Origin of the sequence: Curtobacterium sp. PhB128, assembly GCF_004340725.1 — a bacterium.
Taxonomy (GTDB): Bacteria; Actinomycetota; Actinomycetes; order Actinomycetales; family Microbacteriaceae; genus Curtobacterium.
Map to the genome: position 1 here is coordinate 207499 of NZ_SLUR01000003.1, position 14627 is coordinate 222125.

The 14627-nt window shown below is 72.1% G+C and carries 12 protein-coding genes; 5 read left to right on the top strand and 7 right to left on the bottom strand.

Annotated elements, in window-relative coordinates; translation table 11 throughout:
* Positions 1 to 44: 44 nt before the first annotated feature.
* The gene (locus EDF23_RS07235) at positions 45 to 1232 is read right to left on the bottom strand and encodes a S24/S26 family peptidase (protein WP_131921247.1); all 1188 of its coding nucleotides are present in this window, start codon (positions 1230 to 1232) and stop codon (positions 45 to 47) included.
* A 91-nt stretch (positions 1233 to 1323) separates the two neighbouring features.
* Positions 1324 to 1923 carry a hypothetical protein gene (locus EDF23_RS07240; protein WP_111085548.1) on the bottom strand — a complete coding sequence of 200 codons (600 nt, stop codon included), beginning with the start codon at positions 1921 to 1923 and terminating at the stop codon, positions 1324 to 1326.
* Positions 1924 to 2126: 203 nt separating this feature from the next.
* On the opposite strand from EDF23_RS07240, the gene EDF23_RS07245 reads away from it, so the two are divergent.
* Together EDF23_RS07245 and EDF23_RS07250 are read left to right on the top strand one after the other, a co-directional pair.
* A complete protein-coding gene (locus EDF23_RS07245; protein WP_123937540.1) occupies positions 2127 to 2669 on the top strand; it encodes a MarR family transcriptional regulator in 543 nt (180 codons plus the stop codon).
* 36 nt (positions 2670 to 2705) lie between these two features.
* Positions 2706 to 3215: a DinB family protein gene (locus EDF23_RS07250; RefSeq protein WP_123937539.1), complete on the top strand. Its 510-nt coding sequence runs from the start codon at positions 2706 to 2708 to the stop codon at positions 3213 to 3215.
* Positions 3216 to 3365: 150 nt separating this feature from the next.
* Here EDF23_RS07250 and EDF23_RS07255 read toward each other — a convergent pair whose 3' ends face one another.
* Both EDF23_RS07255 and EDF23_RS07260 read right to left on the bottom strand, forming a co-directional pair.
* Positions 3366 to 5474, bottom strand: a complete 2109-nt coding sequence (locus tag EDF23_RS07255; RefSeq protein ID WP_131921248.1) for a DEAD/DEAH box helicase — start codon at positions 5472 to 5474, stop codon at positions 3366 to 3368.
* A gap of 268 nt (positions 5475 to 5742) precedes the next feature.
* Positions 5743 to 6597, bottom strand: a complete 855-nt coding sequence (locus tag EDF23_RS07260) for a polyphosphate kinase 2 family protein (protein WP_243648844.1) — start codon at positions 6595 to 6597, stop codon at positions 5743 to 5745.
* A gap of 176 nt (positions 6598 to 6773) precedes the next feature.
* Here EDF23_RS07260 and EDF23_RS07265 point away from each other — a divergent pair, with 176 nt between their 5' ends.
* On the top strand, positions 6774 to 7784 hold the full coding sequence (locus EDF23_RS07265; protein ID WP_111085552.1) for an alpha/beta hydrolase: 1011 nt from the start codon (positions 6774 to 6776) through the stop codon (positions 7782 to 7784).
* Between the two features lie 226 nt (positions 7785 to 8010).
* Positions 8011 to 8355 (top strand): hypothetical protein, encoded by a 345-nt coding sequence (locus tag EDF23_RS07270; RefSeq protein ID WP_131921249.1) that lies wholly within the window; start codon positions 8011 to 8013, stop codon positions 8353 to 8355.
* A gap of 38 nt (positions 8356 to 8393) precedes the next feature.
* On the opposite strand, the gene EDF23_RS07275 is transcribed toward EDF23_RS07270, so the two are convergent.
* The 3 genes from EDF23_RS07275 to EDF23_RS07285 all read right to left on the bottom strand — a co-directional run bounded on the left by EDF23_RS07275 (position 8394) and on the right by EDF23_RS07285 (position 13861).
* Entirely contained in the window at positions 8394 to 11564 is a 3171-nt protein-coding gene (locus EDF23_RS07275) for an efflux RND transporter permease subunit (protein WP_131921250.1), read from the bottom strand.
* Positions 11565 to 11628: 64 nt separating this feature from the next.
* Positions 11629 to 12315: a DUF6518 family protein gene (locus EDF23_RS07280; protein WP_131921251.1), complete on the bottom strand. Its 687-nt coding sequence runs from the start codon at positions 12313 to 12315 to the stop codon at positions 11629 to 11631.
* Positions 12316 to 12409: 94 nt separating this feature from the next.
* Positions 12410 to 13861: a PLP-dependent aminotransferase family protein gene (locus EDF23_RS07285; RefSeq protein ID WP_131921252.1), complete on the bottom strand. Its 1452-nt coding sequence runs from the start codon at positions 13859 to 13861 to the stop codon at positions 12410 to 12412.
* Positions 13862 to 13922: 61 nt separating this feature from the next.
* Here EDF23_RS07285 and EDF23_RS07290 point away from each other — a divergent pair, with 61 nt between their 5' ends.
* Positions 13923 to 14576, top strand: coding sequence for a hypothetical protein (locus EDF23_RS07290; RefSeq protein WP_123293664.1), 654 nt, complete (start codon positions 13923 to 13925; stop codon positions 14574 to 14576).
* Positions 14577 to 14627 lie beyond the last annotated feature (51 nt).

A 14627-nucleotide genomic window follows, 5' to 3' on the forward strand; every position in this document is an offset into this window, starting at 1 on the left:
GGCCGGGGACATCGCCGGACGGCCGCGCGCCGCCTGTGGAGAACTCAGGGCACGCAGCTCGCCGACGCCAGGCCGAGGACCGACACGACCCGCACCTTGACGGTCGGCGTGCTGGTCGCGGTCCAGTTGTTGCCGAGGTTCGTGCGGAGGTTCAGCGTGTAGGTCGTGCCGAGGTCGAGCAGGCCCGCACCGCCGTAGACGAGCGAACGCTGTCCGGGGGTCGTGGCGGTCGCGAGCTGGGTCGTCCCGTTCATGAGGTCGAACGAGTTCGGCACGGTGGGGTCCGTGTAGGTCCAGGTGATCGTCACGGTGCTCGACGACGCGGCCGTGCAGGTCAGCGTGGGGACACCGGTGGCCGTGCCCGCCGTGAAGTTCGACACCGGGTTCACGGTCGTCCGCGACCACGGCACGGCCACCGCCTGCGCCGGCACGAGCACCCCGATGCTCCCCGCGATGACGAGGACCGCCGCCGCACCGCCGAAGCGGCGCAGCCGCTGCACGCGACGCTCGTGCACCCGGAGCGAGCGACGGGTGACGACGGTGGTCCCGCCGGACGGGAGGCGCGTGGCGGCGTCGTCCCGTGCCTCCCGGCCGGTGTCGGTACCGTCCGACGGCCCGTCACCCGACCCGTGGGCGGTGTCGCCCCCGTCCGAGCCGTCGGCGTCGTCGTCGTCGATCGCCGCGAGGCGGCGGAGCGACCCGTCGACCGTGCAGAGCGCGAGCAGCGCCGTCAGGCCGAGTGCGAGCACGACGACCTTGACCCACTCCCCCTGCCGGAGCCACAAGATCGGCGCCCCGACGAACGGGATGCGCAGGAAGGCGACCCCGTGCACGGCCGAGCGTTCGAGCGGTGTGGAGTCCTGCTGCGGGTTCACGTCGCCCTTGGTGACCAGGGTGCCGCCCGGGCCGTCCTCGACGTAGCGGTGCATGCGGAGGTGACCCGGCTGGTCCGGGTCGTCCGCGAGCAGGATCTTGCCCGTCCGGACCTCACCGGACGCGACCGGGCGCGAGACGACGACGTCCCCGGGCGTGAGGCGCGGCTCCATCGACCCGGTCATCACCGTCGTCGGTTGCCAGCCGATCAGCGCGGGAGCTGCCGCCCACAGGGCGAGGCCGAGGAGGGTCGCGACCACACCGCGTGCAACGGTGCCGACGACGACGCGCCCCCAGTCGACGACGTCACGGAGCACGGCGTGCGGTGTGGGACCACCGTGCACTGCGATGCTGCTCATGACTGCCTTCGACCGGGGGCGCGTTCTCGGGGGTGGTGACCGGGGCTGGCTCGGGCTCAGCCCCGGTCACCGGGTGGGGAGGGCTCCCGGCTCAGCTGTTCTGGGCCTCCCAGGTGAGGCCGAGGGACGCGGTGCCGCCCTGCACCGTGTTCGGCGCGGTGCTCGAGACCGTGTAGGTGAAGCGGTAGACGCGCGACTCGGACGCGGACCCGGTCGGGGCCCAGGTGCCGAGGCCGGTGGCGAAGTTCGTCGAGCCGGTGCCGAACGCGGCGAGGGTGCCGTTGTAGAGCGTTCCGCTGGTCGCGGCCGGGGTGAATCCGGTGCAGGAGCCGAAGCCACCGCCGGTGCCCTGCTCGACCTGCAGGTTGATGTTGCCCGAGAGGTTGTTCGTGGTGGCCGGGTTCGTGCCGTACAGCTTCACGGTCGAGGCCAGCGAGCCGGTCGACGTGACCGTGATGCAGTTGGCGCCGGTCGAGCCGGGCTTCAGGCCCGTCGCGGTGAAGAGCGCGGTGTTGTTGTCGTCGTCGGTGAGGGCGACGCTGCCGGCGGTCCAGTTGCTGGTCGGGTTGACGGTGGTGGCCGAGAACGCCGAGTAGGACGCGGTCGAGACGACGACACCCGAGGCGACGAGGGCGGCGGGGATGGCGATCCAGGCCGCGAGACGGGCGGCGCGAGGGGTGACACGAGACATTGCGGGAGCTCCTGATCCGGAAACGGTGGCGCCGTGGTCGCGGTGGTTGGTCGCGTCGGTGCCGTGGTGTTTGCTACGACGATCAAGTTACTTTTCCGCCGAGCAACTCACAAGGGAAGGAACCACCCCCGTGCTGGGGGTATCTTGACGAGTGAGATACTTGTTGACTGAGTCTTCCCACCCCCTGCCGAGAAGAGCCGCCGATGACGGACACCACCCAGCCCGTCCTGCCCGACACCCTGCCGCCCGCGCCCGTGTCGCCGACCGTCTCCGTGCCGGAGCGCGTGGACTCGGACACCGACCTCGCGAAGCTCCTCACCGCCTTCCGCCTGCTCCAGACGCAGCACGCCCGCGTCCTGCACCACGAGAGCGTCGTGCGCGGGCTGAACGCCACCGACACCCGCTTCGTGTTCTTCCTGGCCGCGGCCGACGGCGAGGGGATCACGCCGAAGCAGGCCGGCGAGTACCTCGAGCTCACCACAGGCGCCATGACCTCGCTCGTCGACCGGCTCGAGCAGCGCGGACACCTCGAGCGCCGCCCGAACCCGCAGGACCGTCGCAGCGTGCTGCTGCACCTCACCGCCTCGGGCGCCGAGGTGGCCCGGCAGATCGGCGCCGTGTACTCGGACGCCTTCCGCGAGGTCGTCGCCCCCGCCGACCGAGTCCGGCTCGCCGCCGCGTTCGCCGGGCTCGGCGACGCCCTCGACCGCCACTCGCGCGCGGAGACCGCAGCCCGCTCCGCGTGACCTCGTGTGTCGGGGCGCGCGCGTAGCGTGGTGCGCATGACACCGTCCGAAGTCCTGATCGAAGCGTTCTCCCGCGTCCCCGAGACCGTCGAGCGTGCCGTCGACGGCCTGTCCGAGGACCAACTCGCAGCGCGTCCGGCCGCCGGGGCGAACACCCTGGCATGGCTCGCGTGGCACACCGCCCGTGGGCAGGACGTCCAGATCGCCGACCTCGCCGGCACCGCGCAGGTGTGGACCGCCGACGGCTGGTACGACCGGTTCGGCCTGCCGTTCCCGGCCGAGGCCCTCGGCTACGGCATGTCCCGTGACGACGTCGGTCGCGTGCGTGCCTCGGCCGCGCTGCTCACCGGGTACCTGCGTGCCGTCCACGACCGCACCGTCGCGTACCTCGGCACGCTCGGCCCCGACGACCTCGACCCCGTGGTCGACGACGCGTGGGACCCGCCCGTCACCGCCGGTGCCCGGCTCGTGAGCATCCTCGACGACTGCACGCAGCACGCCGGCCAGGCCGGCTTCGTGCGCGGGTTGCTGTTCTTCAACCGCTGACGCGGTCGCGCGGTCGCGAGGGCGTGCTCGCTTCGTGAGCAGAAATGGTCGGGTCCGATTTCGGGACCCGACCATTTCTGCTCACCATGTGACGGACGGGAGGCCCGTGGCGAGCTCGCCACGGGCCTCCCGTCGTGCGTGTGGTCGCGACTAGCGCGCGGCGAGCTCCGACACGATGCCGTCACCAGGGGCGGCCTGCACGAGGTCCGCCGCGATCTCGGCACGCTCGAGGATGCCCTCGATCTTGCGGATGCGACCACGCGGGACGAGGGTCACGACGGTGCCCTCCTTGCCGGCACGACCCGTCCGGCCGGAGCGGTGCATGTACGCCTTGTAGTCGTCCGGGGCATCCGCCTGCACGACGAGCGACACGTCGTCGACATGGATGCCGCGGGCGGCGACGTCGGTGGCGACGAGCACGTTCACCCGGCCGCTCGTCAGGAGCTGCAGGTTCCGGGTCCGGCGCGACTGGTTCAGGTCGCCGTGGAGCGACGTGGCACGGATGCCGGCGTCCTCGAACTGGTCGGCGAGGCGCTCGGCGTAGGCACGGGTCCGGGCGAAGACGATCGTCTTGCCGTCACCGGCGACGAGCTCCTCGAGGACACGGTCCTTCTCGCGCTGCTCGACCACGAGGACACGGTGGTCGATGGTCGAGGACGCCTGGTCCTCACCCGCGACCTCGTGCACGCTCGGCTCGTGCAGGAACTGCTCGACGAGCGCCGCGACCTGGGTGTCGAGCGTCGCGCTGAACAGCAGCTTCTGTGCACGGTTGCCCTGCGGGGTGACCTCGGCGGTGGCGGAGAGGATCTCCTGCACCGGCTCGAGGAACCCGAGGTCGCACATGTGGTCGGCCTCGTCGAGCACGGAGATGACGACCTCGCTGAGGTCGAGCTTCCCCTTGTTCATGAGGTCCTGCACACGACCAGGGGTGCCGACGATGATGTCGACGCCACGCTCGAGCGCACCCTCCTGACGGCCGTACGGCACGCCGCCGTAGATCTGCGTCGTGAAGAGGCCCACCGAGCGGGCGATCGGCTGCACCGTGCGGTCGATCTGCAGGGCCAGCTCGCGGGTCGGCGCGAGGATGAGCGCACGCGGGGCGCGGCCCATCTTGCGCTTCGTGCCGCCGCCGTGCTCCATGAGCTTCTCGACGAGCGGGGCGCCGAACGCGATGGTCTTGCCGGAGCCCGTGCGGCCACGGCCGAGGACGTCCTTGCCGGCGATCACGTCGGGGATCGTCGCGGCCTGGATCGGGAACGGGCTGCTCGCGCCGAGCTCCTGCAGGGCGCGGGAGATGTTGCCGCCGATGCCGAGGTCGCCGAAGGTCACGCCCTCGACGTCCGACGCCACGGTGGACTCGGCCTGGAGCTTCGCGAGCTTGACGTCGTCGGCGGGGACGAACTTGCCGCGCTCGGGCTCGTCGAAGGAGCGGCGGGGAGCGCTGCGATCGTCGCGGTCGAAGCTGCGACGCGGGCGGTCGTCGTTGTCACGACGGGGCGCACGGTCATCGCGGTTGAAGCTGCGGGGAGCACGGTCGAAGCTGCGACGGGGACGGTCGTCGTTGTCACGACGCGGGGCACGGTCATCGCGGTCGAAGCTACGACGAGGACGGTCGTCGTTGTCACGACGGGGCGCACGGTCATCGCGGTTGAAGCTACGGGGGGCGCGGTCATCGCGGTCGAACGAACGACGGGGACGATCGTCGTTGTCACGACGGGGCGCACGGTCATCGCGGTTGAAGCTGCGCGGGGCGCGGTCATCGCGGTCGAAGCTGCGACGGGGACGATCGTCGTTGTCACGACGGGGAGCACGGTCATCGCGGTCGAAGCGACGGGGACGGTCGTCCTGGTCACGACGGGGAGCGCGGTCGTCGCGGTTGAAGCTGCGCGGGGCGCGGTCGTCGCGGTCGAAGCTACGACGCGGACGGTCGTCGTTGTCACGACGCGGAGCGCGGTCATCGCGATCGAAGCGACGCGGCGCGCGGTCGTCACGGTTGTAGCCGCGACCACCGCGGTCGTCGCGCTCGGGGCGGCGCTGGCCGCCGCTGTCGCGGGGCTCCCAGTTCGGGCGCGCGGGGCGCTCGCCCTGCGCCGAGCGGCCGCGGCGCTCCTCGGCGTCCCAGCGCTGCTTCTGGCGCGGCGCGGTCGGCTCGGCGGCGCGGAACCCGCGGTGCTTGCTGCTGCGTGCGGCGGGGGTGCCGTTCGGGTGGCGGGGACGATCGGAGGCGCGGTTGTCCGCGCCCTTGTTGTACGGAGCCATGACTGCTTTCTCGGGTGCGCAACGAACCGCAGCGCCCGACAGCGACATCGGCGGGGGCTGCTTGCGGAGAGGGGGTTCATCCCGTCGCGATTCGACGTGATTCCAGCCCTCGAGCAACACACACCCAACAAAAAGCCCGTGATCACGATGTCACGGCGTCGAAGGCCGACCGAGCGAGTCTACGCGACCCCGCGCTCTGATGCCAGCCCCGTCGTCGACGGACGGCCGCGAGCCGGACCCGGCCCGTGCCTCCCGGCCTGCCCGTCGGTCAGGACTCGGCGAGCCGCTGTCGTTGCTCGGCCACGTCGAAGTCCGCCTTCGGCCACGAGAGCTGCATGTCCTCGAGTGCCCGGAGCAGGAGCTGCTGCACCGCCAGGCGGGCGTACCACTTGCGGTTCGCCGGCACGACGTACCAGGGCGCCTGCGGGGTCGAGGTCCGGTCGAACACGATCTGGTACGCGTCCTGGTAGCGGTCCCACAGCAGGCGCTCGTCGATGTCGGCCGGGTTGAACTTCCAGTGCTTGTCGGGGCGGTCGAGTCGCTCGCCGAGGCGTTCGCGCTGTTCGTCCTTCGAGATGTGCAGCATCACCTTGACGATGGTGGTGCCCTCGGCGGTGAGACGGTCCTCGAACTCGGTGATCGCGCCGTAGCGTCGTTCGATCTCGTCCGGCGCCGCGAACGCCCGGATGCGCTGGATGAGGACGTCCTCGTAGTGCGAGCGGTCGAAGACGCCGAGCTGCCCGGCACTCGGGAGCTGCCGCTCGATGCGCCAGAGGAAGTCGTGCTCGCGCTCCTCGGCCGTCGGGGCCTTGAAGCCCGCGTACCGCACGCCGTTGGGGTCGACCGCACCGACGACGTGCGAGACGATGCCGCCCTTGCCGGCGGTGTCCATCGCCTGCAGGACGAGCAGCACCCGGCGCTGGTCGCCGGCGGTCGACGCCGCGTACAACCGCTCCTGCAGGGCGGCGAGGCGAGACGCCCCCGCGGCGAGCGCTTCGAGCCCGTCGATCTTGCGGCCGGGGAAGCCCGGCGTCGCATCCGGGTCGACCTGGTCGAGGCGGAAGCCCGGGTCGACGCGGAGCAGTGGTTCGGGATCGGCGTTCCAGGCCTTGCGACGGCTCACGGGTCCTCCTGCGGTCCTGGCGGCGGGTGCCCCCAGCTCTCATCCTGGCACTGTGGCGGTTCCGCCGTCGGGCTGCGCCGTCCGGTTCCGCCGTCGGGTTGCGCGGTCGGGTGCGCGGTCGGGGTTCCTCCGCTCGGGTGACGTGGCCGGCCCCGGGTGCGGCTACCGTGGAACCGATGAAGTCCGGCCGCCGCACAGTGCTCGCGCTCGTCGCCGCGGTCGTGGCGCTCGGCGCGGTCGCGTCCTGCAGTACGGACCCCGTCGGTGACGAGAACGCGACGGTCACCGCGGACAGCGTCATCTACCCGCTGTCCCTGCAGTACCACGGCATCGACGTGGTCGCGGATGTGCCGTACGGCACGGCCCCGCTGCAGCGACTCGACGTCTGCCTGCCGGCCGACAGCGCCCCGGAGACGACCGCGACCCCCACGGCGACGCCGTCCGCCACCCCGACGGCCGACCCCGCCGAGGCCGCAGCCAGCACCGGTCGGCCCGCGGTGCTGATGATCCACGGCGGCAGCTGGTCGCACGGCGACAAGGCCACGGCCGCCTACCGGTCGGTGTGCAAGTACCTGGCGTCCGAGGGCTTCGTCACGTTCAACGTCGACTACCGGCTCGCCCCCACCGACCCGTTCCCGGCCGGTCTCGACGACGTCCGACGGGCGCTCGACTACGTGTTCCGCCCCACGACGCTCTCCACGTACGACGTCGACTCCCAGCGGGTCGGGGTGTTCGGCGGGAGCGCGGGCGGCAACCTGGCGGCGATGCTCGCAGTGACCGACCACGAGTCCGCCGCCTACGCCGAGGGCGACCGGATCCGTGCGGTCGTCGACCTGAGCGGCCCCACGAACCTGACGTCACGCTCGACGCGGGCCGACGGGGTGTCCGCGTCCTTCCAGCGGAAGCAGCTGCTGTACCTCGGCTGCCGGACCTACGCGAAGTGTCCAGCGGCCACCCGGGCGTCGCCGGAGTACCACGTCACCTCGGACACGGCGCCGTTCTTCATCGGGCACTCGACGGACGAGTTCATCCCGCTGTGGGAGTCGCAGGAGTTCGCGGCGACGCTCCGGTCACACGACGTGCCGGTCACGTTCGTGCAGGTCGAGGGGACGGCGCACTCGATCGCGCAGCTCGACGAGGCGATGAGCCGCCGCGTGGCGACGTTCTTCCGGACCCAGCTGGGCTGAGGCGCTGCGGGGCGCCGTGCGCGGGTTCGGCCGCGGGCGGGTTGTGTGCCGCCGAAGCGACACTTCTCGCCGACGAGCGGGCGTCCGTGCCACCAGAGCGACGTTGTGCCGCCGATGTTCGGCGGAGCAGTGTCGCTTTCGCGGAGCCGCACTGCCGCGTGCCCCGGGTGGGTGGCACCCGGAGTCGGGACTACTGCCGACCCGCGCCACGTCGCAGACTTCCGGGGTGACCGACACCTCCACCCGCCCTGCACGCGCCGCCGCGACCCGCTGGGACCGTTCCGCGCTGCAGACCTCTGCGGAGTTGCTGCTCGGGCTGTCGTTCGCCGCCACCACGGCCTTCGGCGGGTACGCGGCTGCGACCGGGCACCTCGCTGTGTTCGCGCAGGGCGCCGGGATCGTCTTCCTCGTCACGCTGACCTGCGTGCTCGTGTCGTGGTTCCGCGCCGTCGAGCGCGAGGAGCGTGCCGACCACCGGGTCACCGCGCCCGTCGTGCCGGGCACGGCCTCGGCCTCGGTGCCCCTCACGACCGCCGCCATCGCGGCCGTCGACGCCGAGTACCGCAGGTAGCGGGGCCCGGCGCCGACAACGCCGCCGCTAACCCGCCGCTAGCCCGCCGCGGCCGCCGCCGCAGCCCGCCGATCAGCCCGCCGCTCCCGCGCCCGCTCCACCACGTAGTACAGCGCCGGCAGCACCACCAGGGTCAGCAACGTCGACGACACCAGCCCGCCGATCACGACGAGCGCGAGCGGCTGCGAGATGAACCCGGACTTGCCGGTCAGCCCGATCGCCATCGGCACGAGCGCGAAGATCGTCGCCAGTGCGGTCATCAGGATGGGCCGGAGTCGTCGGGTGGCCCCTTCGACCAGGGCCTCGCGCACCCGCAGTCCGCGCCGCCGGTACTGGTTCACCAGGTCGATGAGGACGATCGCGTTCGTCACGACGATGCCGACGAGCATGAGCACGCCGATGAGCGACGCCACACCGAGTGGGATACCCGACGCGATCTGCAGCAGGATCGCGCCCGTCGCCGCGAACGGCACCGAGACGAGCAGCAGCAGGGGCTGGAGCAGGCTCCGGAACGTCGCGACCATCACCACGTAGACGATCAGGATCGCGACCAGGGCGGCGAGCAGCAGCTGGCTGAACGCCGACGTCTGGCTCGAGGCGACGCCGCCGATCGACGCGGACGCCCCCTTGGGCAGGTCGAGCTGGTCGACCGCCGTGGTCACCGACTGCACCGCCGCGCCGAGGTTCGACGCGTCCGGGGTCACGGTGATCGTCGCGGTGCGGACGGCGTCCGAGGTGGTGACGGTCGTCGGCCCCTCGGCACGTTCGACGGTGGCGACGTCGGACAGCGGCACCGGGCCGGTCGAGGTCGGGACCGACAGTGCGCGCAGTGCCGTGATCGTCCCCGGCGGCGAGGGTGCGGCGATGTAGACGTCGAGCGAGGCGTCGTCGATCTCGACCGTCCCGGTGTCGCGCGGCGACACCGAGGCTGCGACGATCCCGCCGACCTGGGTCTCGGTCAGCCCGAGCGCGGCCGCCTTCTCGCGGTCGACCCGGACGGCCAGGTACGGCTCGGCCGACGACAGGTTGCTCGTCGCCCCCGTGGTGTCGTCGACCGTCCGCATCTCGCGCAGCACCTGCGACGCGGCGGTCCGGAGCTGCGCCTGGGTCGGCGCGCTGACGTCGACCTCGATGTCGCTGCTGCCGCCGAAGCCGCCACCCGACGACGCGACCGTGAGCTCGCCCTGGTCCTTGAGCCCGTCGAGTCGCTTCCGGGTGTCCGACTGCACCCGGGTCTGGTCGGCGCCCTCGTCGGTGGTCACCGAGTACTGCACCGATGCCGTGCCGCCGCCACCGAACGCGGCCTGGATCGACTGGCCGCTCGTGCCGATCGTGGTCTGGACGGTCTCGACGCCGTCGACCGCGCGGAGCTGGCGCTCGACAGTGCGCGCCGCGTCGGACTGGGACGCCAGGCTCGTGCCGGGCTCGAGGTCCTGCGTGACGGTGAACGTGTTCTGCCCGGAGTCACCGAGGTAGTTCGTCTTGACGAACGGCAGCGCCGCTGCGGTCCCTCCGAGCACGAGCACGGCGAGCACGAGGACCACCCACGGTGCGCGGAGCGCCCACCCGAGCACCGGCTGGTAGCCGCGGCGCAGCCGGTCGGGTGCGGACGCGTCGTGCAGGTCTGCCGCACTCGCGAGTGCACCGTCCGTCGCAGAGCTGACGGGAGGCACGGCCCCCGCCGCCCCGTCGGCGTCGGTCCCCGACACGGCCGGCTGCACCGCCCCGGCGTGCTTGTGCCCCTTCGGCGCGCGCAGGAACCAGTACGCCAGCACCGGCACGATGGTCAGGGAGACCAGCAGCGAGGCGATCAACGCCATCGTCACGGTCAGGGCGAACGGCCGGAACAGCTCGCCGACGAGCTCGGCGACGAACGCGACGGGCAGGAACACGACCACGGTCGTCACGGTCGACGCGGTCACGGCGCCGGCGACCTCGCGGACGCCGTCGAGCACCGCCCGTTGCCGGTCGACGCCGGGTTGCAGGTGCCGCTTGATGTTCTCGATCACGACGATGGAGTCGTCGACCACACGGCCGATCGCGATGGTCAGGCCGGCGAGCGTGATGATGTTGAGCGTGTAGCCGGCGGCCAGCATGCCGATCGCGGCGAGGAGCACCGACGTCGGGATCGAGATCGCGGTGACGATCGTCGACCGGACCGACAGCAGGAACAGCAGGATCACGAGGACGGCGAACGCCAGGCCGAGCAGGCCTTCCTCGGCCAGGGAGTCGATCGACTGCTGGATGAAGGGCGCCTGGTCGAACACGACGGTGAACCGGGGGTCGCCGTCGATCTTCGCCTCGATGCCGGGCAGGGCGTCACGGACGGTCTCGGAGACGTCGACGGTGTTCGCCTCCTGCGTCTTCGTGTTCGCGATGGTGAGTGCCTGTTCACCGTTCACGCGGCTGATCGAGGTGCGCGGCGACTCCTTGATGGCGACGGTGGCGACGTCGCCGAGGGTCGTCGCCGAGGTGCCGCCCGTCAGCGGCAGGTCCTCGATGTCGGCGACCGAGGCGATGCGTTCGCCGGTCTGCACGGAGAGCGTCGAACCGCTCTGCGTGATCGTGCCACCGGGGATCAGGGTGCCGTTGTCGTCGAGCGCGTCCGAGATCGCCGTCTCGCTGAGGCCCCGGGCTGCCAGGTCGTCCTGGTCCGGGGTGATGACGACGCGGCGACCGGGGTTGCCGTAGACGTCGGCGGCCCGCACCCCGTCGAGCTTCTCGAGGTCGGGCACCGCGGTGGCGTTCAGCCGTTCGACGAGCTGTTCCTGGTCGCCCTTCGCCGACACCGCGAGCTGCAGGACGGGCAGGTCGTCGAACGACCCGGTCACGATCTGGGTCTGGACGGAGTCGGGCAACGAGAGTGCGTTGACGACGGTCTGGATCTTGTCCTCGGCGCTGGCCAGGTTGGAGCCGTAGTCGAACGAGGCCGACACGATGCTCTGCCCGGTGGACGAGGTCGCCGAGGTCGACTCGAGGTCCGGGACCGCCTGGATCCCCTGCTCGATCTTCGTCGAGACGTCGTTGGACACCACCTCGGGCGTGGCACCCGGGTACGCGCTGACGATCGCGACCTGCGGGAACTCGACGCTCGGGATGAGCTCCTGCTTGAGGTTCGACAGCGCGATGCCGCCGAAGATCGCGACGACGATGGTGACGAGCGCGATGAGGGCCCGGTTGCGGAGGCTGAAGACCGAGAGGAGGTGCACGTCATCGATCCTCGCAGCCGTAGCCCGTGCGCGTCCGCATCAGGCCTTCGGGTCAGCCGTCGGGTCAGCCACCGAGCAGCAGGTACGCGCCGAGCACGCCGACGGTGCCGAGCACGCCGCTGCCGAGGGCGATCACGCGGCCGACCGACGACCGGGCGGTGGCCACCCCGACGACGAGCACGAGGATGCCGACGACGATCTCGACCACCCAGGTCACCGGGCCGGTCGTGGCCACCACCTGCAGCAGCGCCCGCACCCCCTCGCCGATCAGGATCGCGGCGGTGACCCCGAACGCTCCGGCACGCCAGCGGGCGTCGCGGGAGCGGACGAACACGGCGACCGCACCGGCGAGCAGCCCGGCGGGGACGCCGAGCAGCACCCACAGGTTTGTGACGGACAGGAAGTCCGGGTAGCCGCGCAGGTTCGTCGTGGCCCAGTAGCCGACGTGCATGAGTTCGAGCAGCACGACGCCGAGCAGCATCGCGAGCGGCAGGGCGAACCGGCCGGCACGGGCTCCGGCGCCGATGCACAGCGCGACGGCGACCAGGAACCAGGGGCCGGCCGAGTTGGCGACCGACGACAGTGCGGGCACGGTCTGCCCGAACGAGGTCAGCACACCGGCGAGCAGCGCACCGCTCAGGGCCATCGTGACGCGCACCAGAGCCGGCACCGCGGGGCACGGCTCGGACGGCGACGCGGACGACGGGGACGCAGCAGGCGCCGGAGCACCGGCGGACAGGGTCGCGTTCATGGCATCAGCATCGCGTCGTCCGCCGCCGCGCACATCACCCCACGGAGCGAGAACGACCCCAGCCCATCACCCCAGAGGATGACCCCACGACTGCTCACACCACCGCGGCGAGCGACCCCCGCACCCCGGCGGACTCCCCACCGACCCGAGCCCACGCCCGTTCGAGCACGTCCACCAGACGACCGCGGTCCGCCGGCGCCATCGTGAACGGCACCCGCAGGAACCGTTCGAACCCGCCGTCCGGGCCGAACACCCCGCCGGATGCCAGCACCACGCCCTCGGACCGCGCGGCCAGCACGAGCGCACTCGACACCGGTCGCCCGAGGCCCACCCACGTCGTCAGCCCGCCTGCGGGCGACGGGACGTCCCACTCGGGGAGTCGTGCCCTGAGCGCGCCCACGACGTCGTCGCGACCCTGTCGCAGGTACTCGCGCCGCGCCTCCAGGACGGCCGCCGTGCGTGGGACCAGCTCCCGCGCGACCAGCTGGTCGAGGACGGGGGTGCCGAGGTCGCCCGTCGGGCGGGCGGCGAGCAGCCGCTGCAGGAGGGCCGGTGCGGCCCGGATCCAGCCGATCCGCAGGCCGCCCCAGAAGACCTTGTCGGCCGACCCGATCATCACGACCGACGCACCCGACGGGTCCGCTGCTGCCAGCGGCAGCGACGGCGCGCCGTCGATCCGTAGCTCGCCCATCGTCTCGTCGGCGACCACCGTCGTGCCGACCGACGCCGCGACCGACAGCAGCAGCTGGCGGGTCGACGCGGACATGGTCGCTCCGGTCGGGTTGTGCAGCTCGGGCATGACGTAGGCGACGGCCGGGGCGGTCCGCCGCAGCGTCGTCTCGAGCGCGGCGGCGTCCCACCCGGTCCGCGCGTCGACGGGCACGCCGACGAGTCGTCCGCCGGCCTCGCGGAACGCCTCGTGCGCGTGCGGGTAGGTCGGGGACTCGACGAGCACGGCGTCCCCGCGACGGACGAGCACCCGTGCGAGCAGCGCGATGGCGTGCTGCGCGCCGATCGTCACGATCACCTGGGACGGGTCGGTCGGCAGTCCGCGCTCGGTGTACCGGTCGGCGATGGCGGCGCGGAGCCCGGGGTCGCCGACGGTGTCGTACCCGATGCCGGCGAGCGCCGCGGGCACGTGTCGAACCGCCCGCTCGACGGCCTCGGCCATCCCCGGTGCCGAGTGCAGCGCGGCCTTCCGCAGGTCGAGGAGCTCGCCGTCGACCACCCCGCCGAGCCGTTCCGGGTCGGGACGACCGATCAGGGACGCGGGCAGGTGGACCACGCTGCCGGAGCCACGGATCGACACGACGAACCCGTCGGACCGCAGTCGGGCGTAGGCGTTCGCCACGGTCGTGCGGGAAATGCCGAGCGCGGTCGCGAGCCCACGCTCCGCCGGCAGTCGCACGCCCTGCGCGACCCGGCCGTCGATGACGAGCACCCGGATGGCGTCGGACAGTGCTTCGTACGCCGGGGCGTCGGTGCCGTCGCGCCAGTCGGTGAGCAGCAGGGCAGCAGATCGGGCACTCAACAGCACGGGTGTCATGGGTCCACGGTAGCGCGATTGGCTCTCGACCAGCAGTCCAATCCGCATCGACGATGAACCCATGTCCCGCAGCACCGCCCTCACGTTCCGCTTCGTCCAGCTCTTCGTCGGCCTGTTCCTCTACGGCGCCTCCACCGCGCTGCAGGTCCGAGCGGTCGTCGGCGTCTCGTCGTGGACCGTCCTGACGCAGGGCCTCGAGAACGTGGTGCCGTGGTCGTTCGGCGTCATCACCGTCGTGTCGAGCGGCGTGATCCTGCTGTTCTGGATCCCCCTGCGCCAGAAACCGGGCATCGGCACGCTGCTGAACGCGCTGGCGATCGGGCCGAGCGCCGACCTGGTGCTCTGGCTCGTGCCGGAGCCGTCCGGTCTACTCGCCCGGATCGCCCTGTTCGTCGCGGGACTGGTGCTGCTCGCCGTGGCGACGGCGTTCTACATCGGCGCGGGGTTCGGCACCGGGGCCCGTGACGGCCTGATGGTCGGGCTGCACGAGCGCCTCGGCTGGCCGCTCTGGCTCGCGCGCACCCTGGTCGAGGTGTCCGTCGTCGTCGTCGGCTGGATCCTCGGCGGGAACGTCGGGGCCGGCACCGTCATCGCCGCCTTCGCGATCGGCCCGATGGTGCAGCCGCTCATGCCGTTCTTCCGCCGGTTCCCGTGGAGCCCCGAGCGCCGGGTCGTCCGGGAGGCCCGTCCCACCTCCGTCGCGCACGCTTCGTGAGCAGGAATGGTCGGGTCGCAGGGCCCCACCCGACCATTTCTGCTCACCATC